Source organism: Bradyrhizobium sp. OAE829 (assembly GCF_040546575.1).
Classification (GTDB): domain Bacteria; phylum Pseudomonadota; class Alphaproteobacteria; order Rhizobiales; family Xanthobacteraceae; genus Bradyrhizobium.
Genome location: NZ_JBEPOE010000001.1, coordinates 6,840,475 through 6,856,748 on the forward strand (window position 1 = coordinate 6,840,475; position 16,274 = coordinate 6,856,748).

The 16,274-nt window shown below is 63.3% G+C and carries 14 protein-coding genes; 10 read left to right on the top strand and 4 right to left on the bottom strand.

Going from position 1 to position 16,274, the window contains the following annotated elements:
- Positions 1–38 precede the first annotated feature (38 nt).
- Entirely contained in the window at positions 39–1,985 is a 1,947-nt protein-coding gene (locus tag ABIE49_RS32835; protein ID WP_192734840.1) for an alkyl/aryl-sulfatase, read from the top strand.
- Positions 1,986–2,092: 107 nt separating this feature from the next.
- Here the strand turns inward: ABIE49_RS32835 and ABIE49_RS32840 are convergent, their stop codons facing one another.
- Both ABIE49_RS32840 and glgA read right to left on the bottom strand, forming a co-directional pair.
- A complete protein-coding gene (locus ABIE49_RS32840; RefSeq protein WP_354067113.1) occupies positions 2,093–2,377 on the bottom strand; it encodes a hypothetical protein in 285 nt (94 codons plus the stop codon).
- 266 nt (positions 2,378–2,643) lie between these two features.
- Positions 2,644–4,071 (bottom strand): glycogen synthase GlgA, encoded by a 1,428-nt coding sequence (gene glgA, locus ABIE49_RS32845; protein ID WP_192734839.1) that lies wholly within the window; start codon positions 4,069–4,071, stop codon positions 2,644–2,646.
- Positions 4,072–4,261: 190 nt separating this feature from the next.
- Here glgA and ABIE49_RS32850 point away from each other — a divergent pair, with 190 nt between their 5' ends.
- The 8 genes from ABIE49_RS32850 (at position 4,262) to ABIE49_RS32885 (ending at position 13,376) form a co-directional block, all read left to right on the top strand.
- Positions 4,262–5,467 (top strand): CaiB/BaiF CoA transferase family protein, encoded by a 1,206-nt coding sequence (locus ABIE49_RS32850; RefSeq protein WP_192734838.1) that lies wholly within the window; start codon positions 4,262–4,264, stop codon positions 5,465–5,467.
- Between the two features lie 153 nt (positions 5,468–5,620).
- Positions 5,621–7,162: an ABC transporter substrate-binding protein gene (locus ABIE49_RS32855; RefSeq protein WP_192734837.1), complete on the top strand. Its 1,542-nt coding sequence runs from the start codon at positions 5,621–5,623 to the stop codon at positions 7,160–7,162.
- Between the two features lie 6 nt (positions 7,163–7,168).
- Complete coding sequence (locus tag ABIE49_RS32860) at positions 7,169–8,119, top strand: ABC transporter permease (protein ID WP_192734836.1); 951 nt, start codon at positions 7,169–7,171, stop codon at positions 8,117–8,119.
- Complete coding sequence (locus ABIE49_RS32865; protein WP_192734835.1) at positions 8,106–8,978, top strand: ABC transporter permease; 873 nt, start codon at positions 8,106–8,108, stop codon at positions 8,976–8,978. The genes ABIE49_RS32860 and ABIE49_RS32865 overlap by 14 nt, the downstream gene beginning before the upstream one ends.
- Before the next feature lie 11 nt (positions 8,979–8,989).
- Positions 8,990–9,970, top strand: coding sequence for an ABC transporter ATP-binding protein (locus tag ABIE49_RS32870; protein WP_210337180.1), 981 nt, complete (start codon positions 8,990–8,992; stop codon positions 9,968–9,970).
- A complete protein-coding gene (locus tag ABIE49_RS32875) occupies positions 9,967–10,947 on the top strand; it encodes an ABC transporter ATP-binding protein (protein WP_192734833.1) in 981 nt (326 codons plus the stop codon). The genes ABIE49_RS32870 and ABIE49_RS32875 overlap by 4 nt, the downstream gene beginning before the upstream one ends.
- Positions 10,948–11,058: 111 nt before the next feature.
- Positions 11,059–12,126, top strand: coding sequence for an alcohol dehydrogenase (locus ABIE49_RS32880; protein WP_192734832.1), 1,068 nt, complete (start codon positions 11,059–11,061; stop codon positions 12,124–12,126).
- A gap of 167 nt (positions 12,127–12,293) precedes the next feature.
- Positions 12,294–13,376 carry an isocitrate/isopropylmalate dehydrogenase family protein gene (locus ABIE49_RS32885; protein ID WP_192734831.1) on the top strand — a complete coding sequence of 361 codons (1,083 nt, stop codon included), beginning with the start codon at positions 12,294–12,296 and terminating at the stop codon, positions 13,374–13,376.
- 124 nt (positions 13,377–13,500) lie between these two features.
- Here the strand turns inward: ABIE49_RS32885 and ABIE49_RS32890 are convergent, their stop codons facing one another.
- Both ABIE49_RS32890 and ABIE49_RS32895 read right to left on the bottom strand, forming a co-directional pair.
- A complete protein-coding gene (locus ABIE49_RS32890) occupies positions 13,501–14,322 on the bottom strand; it encodes an enoyl-CoA hydratase (RefSeq protein WP_192734830.1) in 822 nt (273 codons plus the stop codon).
- A gap of 20 nt (positions 14,323–14,342) precedes the next feature.
- The gene (locus ABIE49_RS32895; protein WP_210337179.1) at positions 14,343–15,068 is read right to left on the bottom strand and encodes a glutathione S-transferase family protein; all 726 of its coding nucleotides are present in this window, start codon (positions 15,066–15,068) and stop codon (positions 14,343–14,345) included.
- Positions 15,069–15,237: 169 nt separating this feature from the next.
- On the opposite strand from ABIE49_RS32895, the gene ABIE49_RS32900 reads away from it, so the two are divergent.
- Complete coding sequence (locus ABIE49_RS32900; protein WP_192734829.1) at positions 15,238–16,221, top strand: Bug family tripartite tricarboxylate transporter substrate binding protein; 984 nt, start codon at positions 15,238–15,240, stop codon at positions 16,219–16,221.
- The last annotated feature ends 53 nt before the right edge of the window (positions 16,222–16,274 follow it).

The following is a 16,274-nucleotide window of genomic DNA, read 5'->3' on the forward strand; positions in this document are numbered from 1 at the left end:
TTCCCGGTTTCTATTACGGCGCGAGGGAGTGAACGAGTATGACCCAAACAACAAGTGCGGAAGCGCGCAAGGAAACTCCCAAGCAGGCTTCCGCGCCGGTCATTGCGCAGCACGCGGCAACGCTCAAGGCGCTGCCGTTTTCGGACACGCGCGATTTCGACGATGCGGCGCGGGGATTCCTCGGCACGATCGAAAACGCGAAGGTGACCTCGCCGCAGGGCAGGGTGGTCTGGAGCCTCGAGCACTATGGCTTTCTTTCGGCCGAGGAAGCGCCCGCGACCGTGGATCCGAGCCTGTGGCGGCAGTCGCGCCTCAACATGCATCACGGCCTGTTCGAGGTGGTATCAGGCGTCTATCAGGTGCGCGGGCTCGACATCGCCAACATGACCCTGATCGAGGGCGACACGGGCGTGATCGTTGTGGACACCCTGACCTCGATCGAAGGCGCCCGCGCCGCGATGGAATTGTACTTCCAGCACCGGGGCAAACGCCCGGTCATGGCCGTGATCTTCACCCATACCCACACCGACCATTGGGGTGGGGCGCGCGGCGTGCTCGATGACGAAACGCTCTCAAGCGGCCGGGTGCCGATATTAGCGCCGAATTTCTTCATGGAGCACGCAGTCTCCGAAAACATCATCGCCGGGCCCGCGATGCTGCGCCGGGCGCAATATCAGTTCGGGCCGCTGCTGGCCAAGGGCGTGCACGGGCAGGTCGATTGCGGTCTCGGCAAGTCGATGGCGGTGGGATCGGTTGCGCTGTTGCGCCCGACCGACCTGATCATCGCAACCGGCGATAAGCGCACCATCGACGGGCTCGAGTTTGAATTCCAGATGGCGCCGAACTCCGAGGCGCCGGCGGAGATGCATTTCTTCATTCCGCGCTACAAGCTTTTGAATCTCGCGGAGAACTGCACGCATAATTTCCACAATCTGCTGCCGTTCCGCGGCGCCGACGTCCGCGACGCGCTGGCCTGGTCGAAATATCTAGGCGAGGCGCTGCAGATGTGGGGCGGCAAGGCCGATGCGATGTGCGGCCAGCACCATTGGCCGGTGTGGGGCGATGAGCGGATCGACACCATGATCCGCCAGCAGCGTGATCTCTATAAGTTCGCGCATGACCAGACCATTCGTCTGATGAACCACGGCCTCACCGCGGCCGAAATCGCCGAGACGATCGAACTGCCGGCGAGCCTCGACGGCGCCTGGCACGGGCGCGGTTACTACGGCCATATCAGGCACAATGTGAAGGCGATCTACCAGAAATATCTCGGCTGGTACGACGCCAATCCCGTCAATCTCGATCCGTTGCCGCCGGTCGAATCCGGCCGGAAATATGTCGAGTATATGGGCGGTGCGGAGGCGATCCTCGATCGCGCCCGAAAAGACTTCGCCAAGGGCGAGTTTCGTTTTGTGGCGCAGGCCGTCAGCCATCTGGTCTTTGCCGATCCGGACAATCAGGCCGCGCGCGCGATGCTGGCCGATACGTTCGAGCAGCTCGGTTATGCCTCGGAAAGCTCGACCTGGCGCAACGCCTATCTGTTCGGCGCGCAGGAATTGCGGCTGGGCATGCCGAAGGTGCCGGCACGCGCGGCGATGCCGCGCGAAACGCTGGCCGCGCTGCGTACCGGGCAGCTGTGGGACGTGCTCGGCGTGCGCCTCAACGGCCCCAAGGCCGAAGGCAAGCGTATCGTGCTGAATTGGCAATTTACGGACACCAACGAAAACTTCGTGCTCAATCTGGAGAACAGCGCGCTGACTTACGTGGCGGGCGCACAGGCGGCGGATGCCGATGCGACGTTCACGCTGGCGCGCAGCGTGCTCGACGAAGTGATCGCCAGGCTGACGACGTTTCCGGACGCGGTGGGCAGCGGCGCGATCAAGGTCAGCGGCAATCCGATGCGGCTTGGCGAACTGATGATGCTGATGGATGAATTCCCGCGCATGTTCGAGATTGTCGAACCGAAGCGGACAGCGGTGACCTGAGCGGTCCGCCGTCGCCCAGATCAAGCAGTCTTCATCGCGGCGTTGAAGCACGAAGCGCCGCCGGGTCACCCCGGCGGCGTCTTACTCGTAATAGGGGTCAGTGCAGCTTATCGGCCACCGCCGCCGCCACCACCGCCGCCACCACCGCCGCCGCCGCCAGCACTGAGCATGGCATCTTCGCGGCTACCGAAGGCCTGGTGACGCGGGGGCGTTGGCAGACGCTTGGAGCGGGCCTCCTCCTGGTAGAACCAGCCACTTCCACAACCCAGCCTCGGCGAGGTTTCGTCACACATCCGCAGCGGAGAAAAAGCGTTGGCGCTGGTGGTTGCCAGAGCGCTGATCGCAACGAGGCCGGCGAGAGCGGCCAAAGACAATTTCGACTTCATCGACATCTAAACTCTCCATTTCTCGGTTCGGCGAAACCGGAATGGTTCGCACATGAGTTCGACGATGCCAGATGGAAGGCGGTTCGAGCGCGCCACCTAAAAAAGTGGTTTGAACCAGATGAGCACCTGCTGCGACGGTGTCGCCCGGCCCCCTCCGGGAGTGGCGCGGTCCGGTGCAGGGTTTGCGGCGGGAAGGTGCTTCCGGGGGCCGACTATCGGGCGTCGGGGCTGATCACGCGCCGTATGGTCAACAGCGCCGCCGGCAGTCGCGCTCAGGCACCGGCGTGCGAGCCTACCGTCTTGCGATACAGCGCGTTATAGAGCGAGGCCGAAAGATCCCAGCTAAAGGACCGCGCCATGGCGCTGCGGCGCATCAGGTCGAGGCGGTCTTTCGCCATGAAGGCATCGAACGCGCGGCGCACGCCGCCAAGGAAGGACTCCGCCGAAGGCTGCGAGAACAGGAAGCCGGTCTCGCCGTCCTTGATGGTCTCCGCCAGCCCGCCGGTCTGGTGACCGATCGGCAGCGATCCGAACCGCTGCGCATACATCTGGCTCAGTCCGCACGGTTCGAACCGCGAAGGCATCAGCGTGAAATCGCTGCCGGCGAAAATTCGCCGCGCCTGTCCATCGTTGAACCCGATGACGACGCCGATCGCGTCCGGCCTGCGGCGATGCGCATCGACCAGCGCCTGTTCGATATACGGCTCACCGCTGCCGGTGACGACGATTTGTCCGCCGGCCTCGACGATCGCGTCGGCGGCGGACAGAACGAGGTCGATGCCCTTTTGATGCACGAGACGGGCGACCAGACCGAAGATCGGTCCGCGCGATACCGCAAGACCAAACTGCTTGCGGACGTAGTCGGCGTTGGCTTGCTTGCCTTGCCAATCGCCGGCGCCGAACTGCTGCGCCAGTTGTGCGCAGGCGCGCGGATCCCAGCTTTCGTCGATGCCGTTCAGGATGCCGGTCAATTCCGAAGCGTCCGAGCGTTGCCGCAGCAGGCCCTCGAGCCCGCAGCCAAGCTCGCGCGTCGTGATCTCTTTTGCGTAGGTCGCGCTGACCGTGGTCAGATGCGAGGCGTAAACGATGCCGCCCTTCAAGAACGACATCTGGTCGTAGAACTCGAGACCGTCGATGTGGAAGGAAGCGTCGGGCGCGCCGATCCGCCGCAGCGACTCCCGCGGGAATAGCCCCTGATAGGCCAGATTGTGAATGGTCAGGATCGAGGGGACCTTGACGCCTTTCCAGGCGAGGTAGGCAGGTGTCAATGCAGCCTGCCAGTCATTGGCGTGGACCAGATCCGCTGCCCAATTCTTGTCCAGACTGCCTGCGGCGAGTTCGGCCGCGGCAGATGCAAATCGCGCGAAACGGATGTCGTTATCCGGCCAGTCGCGTCCGGATTCGTCGCCGTAGGGGTTACCTGGCCGGTCGTAAAGTTGTGGGCACAACAATACATAAACTGGCAGGCCGTCTCGCGTCGACGCCCGGCCGAGCGAGCAGGCCGGCATCTCGGCCAAAGGCGCGCATTGCCCAACGATTTCAATGTGGGTGAACTGTTCGAGGATGTCCCGGTAGCCGGGCAACATGATCCGGACGTCGCTCCACGGGCGCAGCGCCCGGGGCAGGGCGGCGGAAACGGCGGCAAGACCGCCCACCCGGACGAAGTCATCCATTTCCGTGGTTACGAATAAGACCTTCAAGGAACGCCCTCGTACCAACCTGAACTATGACTTATGCAAGAAAGGGTCCAATTTTGATCTTGGGCAATGCGCCAGATAGCCCGTGGTTCCTGGAGAAACGCTTCCATGCAGTGGCGGCGCAATTTAGGGTCATGCCGCGCCTGGAAAACCAAAGGCGAACGAGAAGCCGCAAGGCCAGGGAGCTTTGAGCATGACTATAGATAATGCGGATGAGGGGAATTTGACAGGGAGCTTCGCCGGCCTGCGCGTTATAGATTTCTCAACCACGATCGCCGGACCCCACTGCACGCGGATGCTCGCCGACATGGGCGCCGAGGTCATCAAGATCGAAACCGTCGAAGGCGAGACCATGCGGACCCGCCCGCCGGTTCGGAATCACTGCAGCACCGCGTTCGGGCAGCTCAATGTGGGCAAGAACAGCCTTGTGCTCGATCTGAAATCGCCCGAGGGAGTGGAGGCGGTGCGCCGGCTGGTGGCGAACGCGGACGTGCTGGTCGAGAATTTCCGCCCCGGTGTGATGCGGCGACTGAAGCTCGACTACGCTTCACTGCACGCCCTCAATCCGAAACTGATCTACTGCTCGATCTCCGGCTACGGCCAGACCGGGCCGTCGGCCGAACTGCCGGCCTATGCGCCGGTGATCCATGCTGCCTCCGGCTATGAGATGGCGCATCTGGCCTATCAGCCCGGGCGCACCCGGCCGGATTATTGCGGCATCTATCATGCCGACGTGCTCACCGGCGTCTACGCGTTCGGCGCGGTCTCGGCGGCGCTGTATCAGCGCGCGGGAAGCGAAAAGGGCCAGCACATCGACGTTTCGATGCTGGAATCGATGCTGAGCCTGACATTGAACGAATTGCAGTGGTCGCAGTTCGAGGTCAAGGCGACCCAGCGGCCGATGTTCGGCCCGATCGAAACCTCGGACGGTTATGTCATGGTCGCGATCGCCAGCGAAAAAACCTTCCAGAGCCTGATGAAGGTGATCGGTCATCCCGAATGGGTCAGCGACCCGCGCTTTGCGAAATATTCCGATCGCCGTGAAAACTGGGGCAGCCTGATGGAGGGCGTCGAGGCGTGGTCGCGCGCGGTGACGACCGAGCAGTGCCTCGTCGCGCTCAATGAGCACGGCGTGCCGTCATCGGCCTATCGCACGGTGGCCGAGGCGCTGAAGGATCCGCAGATCGCCCATCGCGGCGCGTTGGCGGAGGTCCAGGATGGCGGCGGCAGCTTCAAGGTCCTCAATCTGCCGTTCCGCATGTCGGGCGCCAGGGTTTCAGCTGCGAAACGCATGTCGACGCTTGGCGAGCACACGCGTGCCTACCTGAAAGAGACCGGCCTGTCGGAAGACGAAATCGCGGCCTTTGCCGGCAAACCGCCGAGGTCGGCGCGCGGTTGAGGGCGATCGCGCTTCGGCAACAAGGCTCAAGCCTGCGGCTTTTCATCCCGCCTTGCGAACGGCCTTGCCCGGGACTGCGATTCCAGACAATCTTACCGTCAGCCATCGACGATCCGGAACACCGGACGGACGACACCTCGAGAGGGAGCATCCATGACAGCTGCGGTCCGAGCGAGCGCACTCGCGCGATTATTTCTTGTGGCGGGATTTGCAGTCTCGCTGTGTGCCGTTCCCGCCAGCGCCCAGAAGAAGGGCGGCAGCATCACGATGGGGCTCGAACTCGATATTGCAGGCTTCGATCCGCTGAAGGTCGGCGTGTACGATACGGCCGCCTTGACGGCGGCTGCGGCGATCTTCGACACCCTCACTTATCTCGATGACAAGGGCGTCGTTCAACCGAAGCTCGCGCTGTCCTGGTCGTCCTCGGAGGATTTCAAGACCTGGACCTTCAAGCTGCGGCCCGGAGTCAAGTTCCACGACGGCACACCGTTCAATGCGAAAGCCTTCAAGGAGAATTTCGACCGGCAGAAGGATCCGGCCAACAAGTGCCGCTGCGCGTTTTACATTTCGTTCGTCAATTCCGTGGAGGCGACCGACGAACTGACACTGGTCTACAATCTGAAGGATCCGTCGGTGAACCTGCCGTCGCTGGTGAGCTTCGCAAGCGGGAACAATTCCGTGCATTCACCGACGGCGTGGAAAGCCAAGGGAGACGACTACAACCGCAATCCGGTCGGCACCGGACCGTTCATATTGAAATCCTGGACCGCGGGCGACCGCTTGGTGCTTGAGAAGAACCCCGACTACTGGGACAAGGACCGCGTTTATCTCGATCGCATCGTCCTGAAGCCGCTGCCGGACGCGCAGTCGCGTTTCGCCAGCCTGCAATCCGGCGAAGCTGACGTCATCTGGGACGACGAGGCCGACGCCGACAATATCCAGAAGGCGCAGAAGGACCCGAAGCTGACGGTGCATACCTATGCCGGCTCCGGAGCGGCGGTTGCCGCCTTCAACACCAAGGTCGCGCCGTTCGACGACGTTCGCGTGCGCCAGGCGCTGGTGATGGCGCTCGATCGCAAGAAGATGTCGCAGGCGCTTACCAATGGCCTGGCCCGGCCCGCCACCAACCCCTATGGCGACGGCTCCTGGGTCAAATGCAAGGATGATGGTGCGCTTCCCGAAGACGCCGAGAAGGCGAAGGCGCTGATCAAGGAATACGGCAAGCCGGTCGAGTTCAAGATGCTGGTCACGGCGACGCCGCGTGGGCGCGCAACCGGCCAGGTGCTGCAACAGTTCTGGAAACGGGTCGGCGCCAACATGGAAATCGAGCAGGTCGACCAGGCCACGATCCCGCCACGTGCCTTCATGCGGCAGTTCCAGGTCACGCCATGGCGGATCGTCGATCTAGCCGATCCCGACGTGCAGATGTATGCCAATTTCCGCACCGGCAGCCCGGTTGCGCTGGCTAACTATTCGAACCCGGAACTCGATCAACTGCTCGACCGCGCGCGGGTCACCGCCGACCAGGCCAAGCGCGCCGAGGATTACTGCGCCATCAGCCGGCTCATCAACAAGGAAGCGATCTGGTACTGGACCTTCCAGAACACCTATTACGCAATGTCGAGCGCGAAGGTTAAAGGCTTGCCGAAGATGTACAGCGGAATCGTCGACGTATCCCGCGTCTGGCTGGAATAACAGCGCATGCTGGGTTTCGTCGCGCGAAGGCTCCTGTATCTCGTGCCGGTGCTGATCGCGGTATCGCTGCTGACGTTTCTGATCGCGTCGCTGCTGCCGGGCGATCTCGCCTACACGATCCTCGGCGATCAGGCGACGCCGGAGAAGGTCGCAGCCCTTCGCCAGGAAATGGGATTGGACCAGCCGATCTGGGTCCGTTACTTCGGCTGGCTCGGCAACATCCTCCAGGGCGATCTGGGCCGATCGTTCCGCACCGGACAAACCGTATTGCAGGCGGTTACCGAGCGGCTTCCGATCTCGCTGGAACTCATGGTCCTGGCCCAGGTCATCGCGCTCGCGATCGGTGTTCCCCTGGCGATCATTTGTGCGGCGCGCAGCGGCGGTCCGTTCGATCGCTTCATGACCGGCACCGCCTTCGGCATGCTGTCGGTGCCGACTTTCCTGTCGGCGATCCTGCTGATCTATCTGTTTGCGGTGGAGTTGCGCTGGCTGCCGGCGACGGGCTACGTCCCGTTCGGCGAAGATCCGGCCAAAAACCTGCGGTTCATGGTGCTGCCCGCGTTGACGCTGGCGCTCGCCGAATGGCCCGGCATCATGCGCGTGCTTCGCTCCGACATGATCGCGACGCTGCAGGAAGACTATATCGCGCTGGCCAAGGCCAAAGGCCTGAAGGCATCGCGCATCCTGTTCGTGCACGCGCTGAAGCCTTCGTCGATGACGCTGGTCACGATCACCGGAATCAATATCGGGCGATTGATCGGCGGCGCCGTCATCGTCGAGACGGTTTTTGCGCTGCCGGGAATTGGCCGGCTCCTGGTCGGCGCCATTACCACGCGCGACCTCATCATTCTGCAGGGCGTGGTGCTGCTGGTCGGAGCCGGGTTTGTGCTGATCAACTTCATCGTCGATATGCTCTACGCCATGCTCGATCCGAGGATCCGCCATGGCCACGCTTGAACTCGGCATCGACGCGTCAGTTGCGGAAGTCCCGGCGCGGCGTGGCCGCCGGCTCGGACCGCTGTTCTGGATGGCGATCGTCTGGATGATGTTCGTGTTTACGGTAGCGATCTTCGCCGACGTGCTGCCGCTACCGAGCCCGACCGACATGGACATGCTGGAAAAGCGCGCACCGTTCTCGGCAGAGCACTGGCTTGGCACCGACGGCCTCGGCCGCGACGAGCTCGCCCGCGTGATCTACGGTGCGCGGATATCGCTGATTGTGGGACTGTTTGCGCCGATCATCGGGCTCACCTTCGGCGGCGCGCTCGGCATCCTGGCGGGCTATTTCCGCGGCCGGTTCGAATCGGTGGTGGTCGGCAGCATGGATGTGCTGCTGGCGTTTCCTCCGCTGATCCTGGCGCTGGCCGTGACCGCCTATCTCGGCCAGTCGATCCTGCATTTGACCTTTATTCTCGGCCTGCTAGGCGTTCCCGCCTTCATGCGGGTGGCGCGGGCGGCAACGCTGACACTGGCGCGCCGCGAATTCGTGATCGCGGCACAGGCGCTTGGCGCGACGCATACGCGCATCCTGCTGCGCGAATTGCTGCCCAACGTGATGCTGCCGTTGTTTGCGTTCTTCCTGCTCGCCGTCGCCATCACCATCGTGGCCGAAGGTTCACTGTCGTTCCTGGGCCTCGGCGTGCCGCCGCCGATATCGAGCTGGGGCAGCATGATCGGGGAGGGCCGCGAAAGTCTCGAGATGGCGCCCCGGCTGGCGTTCATTCCGGCCATCGCGATGTTCCTGACCGTATTGTCCTTTAACCTGGTCGGCGACACGCTCCGGGCGCTCACCGATCCCCGTCAGGGCGCGCTGTGACAGAGGGTACGTTGCTTTCCGTCGAGGACGTCATCGTCGATTTGCCGACGCCGCGCGGCAATCTGCGCGCGGTGGACCGTGTCGACCTCACCGTCGGCGCCGGTCGGACGCTCGGGGTGGTCGGCGAGTCCGGTTGCGGCAAGACCATGCTGTCGCGCGCGATCCTGCAATTGCTGCCGAAGAAAGCAAAACTCTCCGGCCGCGTGATGTTCGATGGGCAGGATCTGCTGCAGCTGTCGCCGGAAAAACTGCGTAAGCTGCGCGGCCGGTCGCTGGCGGTCGTGTTCCAGGACCCGATGACCTCGCTCAATCCGGTGCTGACCATCGGCACCCAGCTAATCGAGACGCTGCAGGAGCACCTCGAGCTGGACATGGCGGCTGCGACCAAGCGGAGCATCGAGCTGCTCTCCGCGGTCGGCATTCCCGCGCCGGAGCAGCGGCTGATGCAGTATCCGCATCAGCTGTCGGGCGGCATGCGGCAGCGGGTGGCGATCGCGATCGCGCTGTCCTGCGAGCCGAAGCTGCTGATAGCGGACGAGCCGACCACCGCGCTCGATGTCACGATCCAGGCCCAGATCCTCGATCTGTTGGCGCGCGAGCAGCGCCGCCGGCATATGGCGATGATCATAATCACCCATGACCTCGGCGTCGTCGCCGGCCGCACCGACGAAGTCGCGGTCATGTATGCCGGCCGCGTGGTGGAGCGTGCGCCGACGCCGGCCTTGTTCAAGAAAATGCGGATGCCCTATACCGAGGCGCTGCTTGCCGCGCTTCCAAAGATCGACGCCGCGCCACATACGCCGCTGCCGGCGATCTTGGGCCGTCCACCCGATCCGACCCGGCCGCTGAAAGGCTGTTCGTTCTCGCCGCGCTGCCGCTATGCATGGGCCCAATGCCATGTCGAGAAGCCGCGGCTTGAGGAAGCCGACTCGCCCGGTCACCAATTTGCCTGCTTCCGTCCGATCGACGCCAGCGCGGGTGCCGGCGCATGATGCAGCAAGCCTTACCCGCCGTTTCAAACGATCCGCTGCTCGACGTCGATAACCTCGTCGTTGAGTATCCGGTCGGCAACAAGATTGTGCACGCGGTATCCGGCGTTTCCCTGCAGATCGCCCGCGGCGAAACGCTCGGGCTGGTCGGCGAATCCGGTTGCGGCAAGTCGACGCTCGGCCGCGCGGTGCTGCAGTTGCGCCGGCCGGTATCGGGACGGGTACTGTTCGACGGCCAGGACCTCACGGCGATGCAGGGTGATACGCTGCGCCTGATGCGCCAGCGCGTGCAGCTGATCTTCCAGGACCCGATCGCATCGCTGAACCCACGCCGGCGGATCGGCGATATCATCGCCGAGCCGCTGATCATTTCGGGCGTCAAGGATGCGGCCAAACGCCAACAGCTCGTCGACGAAGCGCTCAGCGCCGTTGGTCTTGATCCGGCACTGGTGGTCGGCCGGCTGCCGCATGAGTTCTCCGGCGGGCAATGCCAGCGCATCTGCATTGCGCGCGCACTGGTGCTCAATCCGGAATTCATCGTCTGCGACGAACCGGTCTCCGCGCTCGACGTTTCGATCCGGGCGCAGATCCTGAATTTGCTGGAGGAGATGAAGGCGCGCTATGGCTTGACCCTGCTGTTCATCGCGCATGATCTGGCCGTGGTGAAGGCGGTAAGCGACCGCGTCGCGGTGATGTATCTCGGGCGGTTGTGCGAGGTCGGTCCGTCCGAGCAACTGTTCGCAAAACCGGCGCACCCCTATACCGCGCTGTTGATCGAGGCGATCCCGGTGCCCGATCCTGACGTGCGCCCTGCCGAAACCGTGCCGGTGGGCGAGCCGCCATCGCCGATTTCGCCGCCGTCCGGCTGCCGTTTTCGGACCCGCTGCCCCAGAGCGGATCAGCGATGCAGCGACGAGGTGCCGGAACTGCGCGCCGTGGCATCGGGGCAGTTCGTGGCTTGCCATCATCCGCTGATCTGAATATCGGAAGGTCGCGTTTGTCTCGACCGGATGGACGTGGCAATGTCATCCCGAGAAAATGTCCGTTCGAAAAATGCCCTGCTCAAGAACAAGAATGACGGGAGAGAACCGATGAAGAGTTTCCAGGTCGCCGAGTTCAATGCCCCCCTGAAAGAGGTCGATCATCCGACGCCGGAGCCCACGGGGTCGCAGGTGTTGATCAAGGTGAAGGCCGCCGGCGTCTGCCACAGCGATCTCCACATCTGGGAAGGCGGCTACGATCTTGGCCACGGGCGCAAGCCGCTGTCGCTGAAAGACCGCGGCGTCTCGCTGCCGCGCACGATGGGCCACGAGACCGTCGGCGAGATCCTGGCCTTCGGTCCCGACGCCAAGGCCGCGACCGGTGGCCTCAAGGTCGGCGACGTCACGCTGGTCTATCCCTGGCTCGGCTGCGGCAAATGCGAGACCTGTGTCGGCGGCGACGAGAACATGTGCGTCGTCAAGCCGAACTCGCTCGGCGTCTATTGCGACGGCGGCTATGCCGATCACATGACGGTGCCGCACCCGAAATATCTGTTGAACCTGAACGGGCTCGATCCCGTCACCGCCGCGCCCTATGCGTGCTCGGGTGTCACCACCTACAGCGCGCTGAAAAAGGTCGAGAACGTCCTGCATACGCCGATCGTGATCTTCGGCGCCGGCGGCCTCGGCCTGATGGCGCTGTCGCTGCTAAAGGCGATGGGCGGCAAGGGCGCGATCATGGTCGATATCGACGCGCGCAAACGCGAAGCCGCCGAGGCGGCCGGCGCACTTGCGACCGTCGACGGCAAGGCCGCTGATGCACTGGAGCAGCTGCAGAAAAAAGCGGGCGGTCCGATCCGCGCGGTGATCGACCTCGTCGGCAACGCCCAGACCACGCAGCTCGGATTCGACTGTCTGACCAAGGGCGGCAAGCTCGTGATCGTCGGCCTGTTCGGCGGCGGGGCGACCTTCGCGCTGCCGCTGATTCCGATCAAGGCCATCACGATCCAGGGCAGTTATGTCGGCAATTTGCGCGAAACCCAGGAATTGCTCGATCTGGTCCGCACCAAGAAGATCGCGCCGATCCCGGTAACGACAATGCCGCTCGCCAAGGCCAACGAGGCACTCACTGACTTGCAGAAGGGCAAGCTGGTAGGGCGCGCGGTGCTGACGCCGTAGACTACATTGCCGTCATGCCCGGCCTTTCCCGGCCATCCACGTCTTGCTTCTCGAAACAGCGATGAAGACGTGGATGGCCGGGAAAGGCGAGCGGAAGCGACGCCGTCCTTTCAGACGGCTTTGCCCGGCCATGACGAACTCACTATCAATCGTCGTGAAGGAAATCCATGTCCGCCAACAACGCACTCCACATCGCCGTACTCGGCGGCGATGGCATTGGCCCTGAAGTGATGGCCCCGGCGCTCGAAGTCTTGCGAAAGATCGAGGCGACGACGGATCTGAAATTTCGCTTCACCGACGCGCCGGCCGGCGCCAATAATTATCTGGCGACGGGAAAGTCGATGCCGGACAGCACGGTGCGGCTGTGCGAAGAAGCCGACGCCATCCTGCTCGGCGCCTGCGGTCTGCCGTCGGTACGCTACCCCGACAACACCGAGATCGCGCCGCAGATCGAACTGCGCATGCATTTCGATCTCTATGCCGGCGTGCGCCCGGCACGGCTGATTCCGGGCGTGCCGAGCCCGATCGTCGGCGCCGATCAGAAGGGCATCGATCTTGTTCTGATCAGGGAATCCACCGAAGGCCTGTTCGCGTCGATGGGCAAGGGCGTCGTGACCGACACCGAAGCGCGCGAGACGCTCGTCATCACCCGCAAGACGTCGGAACGGCTGTTCGAGTTTTCGTTCCGTCTCGCCGAACGCCGCAAGGCGCGCGGGCGGGCGAATGGCGGGCTAACCTGTGTCGACAAGGCAAATGTGTTCAGGGCGTTCGCGTTCTTCCGCGGGATGTTCGACGAGGCCGCCAGGCGCCACCCCGATGTCAGGGCCGAGCGGGTTTACGTCGATGCCTGTTCACTGATGATGGTGAAGCGTCCCTGGGATTTCGACGTCATGGTGACGGAGAACATGTTCGGCGACATTCTTTCCGACCTTGCCGCCGGCCTGATCGGCGGCCTCGGCATGGCGCCGTCGGCGGATATCGGCGACCGCCACGCGGTGTTCCAGCCCTGCCACGGCACGGCGCCCGATATCATGGGGCAGGGCAAGGCCAATCCAACGGCCATGATTCTTTCGGCGGCGATGATGCTCGACTGGCTCGCCGACAAGCACGGTCTCGAAAATGTCGCCGAGGCCGGCGAGCGCATCGAGCACGCGGTCGACAAGGCCTATGCGGACGGAATCAAGCCGATGGAGTTCGGCGGCGGCAACGGCACCGCGGATATCACCAAGGCGGTGCTGGCGGCGCTGTAGGAAGTTTGTAGCCCGGATGAACCAACGGGTCGCGCGGATGCGCGCCCGATGATAAACTCCGCGAAATCCGAGGCCGCTGATGCGGATGTCCCGGATGTCGCTTCGCTCATCCGGGCTACGCTTACTATTTGCCCTTGAACTGCGGCTTGCGCTTTTCCATGAACGCAGTGCGGCCCTCGCGAAAATCCTCACTGTCCATGCAGGCGGTGCCGATCGCCTTGATCGCGTTCATGTCGCGCTTGCTTTCGTCCTTCAGCACCTCGGCGATGGTGATCTTGGCGGCCTTGATCGCGAGCGGCGCGTTACCGGAAATCGTGCGCGCGATCTCCATCGTCGCGTCCCACAAATCAGGCCCGGGCAGGACGCGATCGACGAGCCCGATCCTCAATGCTTCGGCGGAGTCGATCCGCATGCCCGTGTACATGATGAGTCGCGCCCAGGACGGCCCGACCAGCGAGACCAGATGCTTGAGCCCGTCATAGCCATAGGCGATGCCGAGTTTGGCCGCGGGAATGCCGAACTGGCTGTTGTCGGCCGCAAGCCGGATGTCGGCCAGCATCGCGACCTGCATGCCGCCGCCGAGACAGAAGCCCCGAATGCAGGCGATCGTCGGCTTCGGATAATCCGCCAGCAGCGCGCGCTGTGCGGCGCTGCGTTTTGAGTACTCTTCGGAGGCTTCGGCGTTGTGGCGGGTCTTTTCGAACTGGCTGATGTCGGCGCCCGAGACGAACGCCTTGTCGCCGGCGCCGGCCATGATCACGACGCGGACTTCGGGATTGTCGCGCAATTCGATCAGCGCGCTGCCGAGCCCTTCCCACATCTCGAGCGACATGGCGTTGCGCTTCTCGGGATTGTTGAAGGTGATGACCCCGACGCCGTCGCTGACGCCCTGCAGGATCTTGCCGTCTGCGTAGGATTTTTCAATGTTTTTGGGAACGTCTAGCATTGGTCGGGTTCCAGTCCGGTTCAGGAGGTAACAAAGGGGCCGAAATCGGCGCGCGCATAGGCCGGTCGCGCCTGCAGTTTAGTCCACCAGTCCGCGACGCGGGGATGTTTCTTCGGGGTCATTTCATCCGGCGCAATCTCCTCGTCGATGCGTTTGACGAAGGGCGCCGCCGCGATGTCCGCGATCGAGTAAGACTTGCCGGCGAGCCAGCCGAAAGGCTTCAGCGCCTCTTCCATCTTATCGAGGAGTGCCACCAGCTTGGCCCGCGCGGCGTCGCGCTCTTCCTCGGTATAAGGTTTTCTCGCCACCCGCAGCCAGGCTTCCTGCCGCTCTTTGCTCGGGATGTTCTTCAGCTTTTCCGCCAGTTCTGCATCGGTCCATTGCGATGCTGTCTTCTGCAGATGGTGCCGCCAGTTGAAGATGATGAGATTGCCGATCAGTCCGTCGATATGCCGGATCCAATTCCGCATCTCGGCACGCTGATAGGGTGTGTCCGGCCGCAGCGGCGGATCCGGAAAGGTCTCGTCGAGATATTCGCAGATGGTTCCGCTCTCATGCAGCGGCTGCCCGTCATGAATCAGGGTCGGGATCACGCCGAGCGGGTTGATCTTCAGATACTCCGGCGAATGATGTTCCATGGCGGCCATATCGACGACGTGGCCTTCATATGCGATGCCCTTCTCCTCGAGGCACAGCCGCACCCGGCGCGATGCGCTCGAGCGCGAGCCGTGGTGAAGGATCATCATGGTCGCCTCCCGAAAACCCGATCTTGTTTTCGGCTGTCGTGCCACGGTTCGGCGATCCCGGGCAAGGTCTGGAATCGCGCCCAATCCTGCCATGCCTTTTTGCCGTGGCGTGCTATGGTGGTTCGCAACAGACAAGAAGCAAGAAGCGTCATTCTCTCGGGAGGAATGCATGCCGCTGACGCGCCGGGAAGCGATTGCGGGATGCGGCGGTGGGCTGGCCTGGCTGGCCGTTTCGCCAGCGCAGGCCCAGGCGGCCTATCCCAACCGGACGATCAGGATGATCGTGCCGTATCCGCCGGGCGGAACAACCGACCTGCTTGGCCGGCTTGTCACCGACCAGTTCAGGAGCGGCCTGGATGCGACCGTCATTGTCGAGAACAAGCCGGGGGCTGGTACCACGCTGGGCGCGGACCTGGTCGCAAAGTCCGAGCCCGACGGCTACACGCTGCTGATGGCGACCTCGACCACGCTCGCCATCAACAAGACGCTGTACAGGAAATTACCCTACGACCCCACAAAGGACTTTGCGCCGATCGGCCTTGTGGCCGGCGTGCCCTTTGCGCTGATCGTCAATCCGGCGATCCCGGCCAAGACGCTGCCGGAGTTCATCGCCTACGCCAAATCAAAACCGGGCCTCAGCTACGGCTCTGCCGGCAATGGAAGTCCGCAACATCTCGGCGCGGAAATGCTGAAGTCATCAGCCGGAATCGATGTCCGCCACGTGCCCTATCGCGGCAGTGTGCCGGCGATGCTCGATGTGATCGCGGGGCATATCCCCTTCATGGTGGTGGACCTGCAGCCGGCGCTGCAGCAGATCCGCGAAGGCAAGGTCAGGGTGCTCGGCGTGACCACGCCCAAGCGCGTTTCGATTGCGCCTGATATTCCCACCCTTGCCGAGGCGGGCCTCGCCGGCTTTGAACTGGTCGCCTGGCAGGGCGTTGTCGCGCCGGCGGGCACGCCGCGGCCGATCGTCGATGCATTGGCGGCGCAACTGGCGAAGCTCATGGCTGACGCGCCAACGCGGGAAAGGCTGGTGAAGCTTTCGCTGGAGCCGCTGCCGCCATCGACACCGGACAGTTTTGCAGCTTACATCAAGACCGAAGTCGAGCGCTGGGCCGTGATCGTCAAGAACTCCGGCGCCGAACTCGAATAACAAGAAGTCCACTGCCAAGAAGTCTTTTGTAATGGCTCCTTTACAAGCGCACG

Coding starts and splice junctions, on each gene's coding strand:
- ABIE49_RS32835 (WP_192734840.1), top strand. CDS start 39: ATGACCCAAACAACAAGTGCGGAAGCGCGCAAGGAAACTCCCAAGCAG.
- ABIE49_RS32840 (WP_354067113.1), bottom strand. CDS start 2,377: ATGTCGATGAAGTCGAAATTGTCTTTGGCCGCTCTCGCCGGCCTCGTT.
- ABIE49_RS32850 (WP_192734838.1), top strand. CDS start 4,262: ATGACTATAGATAATGCGGATGAGGGGAATTTGACAGGGAGCTTCGCC.
- ABIE49_RS32855 (WP_192734837.1), top strand. CDS start 5,621: ATGACAGCTGCGGTCCGAGCGAGCGCACTCGCGCGATTATTTCTTGTG.
- ABIE49_RS32860 (WP_192734836.1), top strand. CDS start 7,169: ATGCTGGGTTTCGTCGCGCGAAGGCTCCTGTATCTCGTGCCGGTGCTG.
- ABIE49_RS32865 (WP_192734835.1), top strand. CDS start 8,106: ATGGCCACGCTTGAACTCGGCATCGACGCGTCAGTTGCGGAAGTCCCG.
- ABIE49_RS32875 (WP_192734833.1), top strand. CDS start 9,967: ATGATGCAGCAAGCCTTACCCGCCGTTTCAAACGATCCGCTGCTCGAC.
- ABIE49_RS32880 (WP_192734832.1), top strand. CDS start 11,059: ATGAAGAGTTTCCAGGTCGCCGAGTTCAATGCCCCCCTGAAAGAGGTC.
- ABIE49_RS32885 (WP_192734831.1), top strand. CDS start 12,294: ATGTCCGCCAACAACGCACTCCACATCGCCGTACTCGGCGGCGATGGC.
- ABIE49_RS32890 (WP_192734830.1), bottom strand. CDS start 14,322: ATGCTAGACGTTCCCAAAAACATTGAAAAATCCTACGCAGACGGCAAG.
- ABIE49_RS32895 (WP_210337179.1), bottom strand. CDS start 15,068: ATGATGATCCTTCACCACGGCTCGCGCTCGAGCGCATCGCGCCGGGTG.
- ABIE49_RS32900 (WP_192734829.1), top strand. CDS start 15,238: ATGCCGCTGACGCGCCGGGAAGCGATTGCGGGATGCGGCGGTGGGCTG.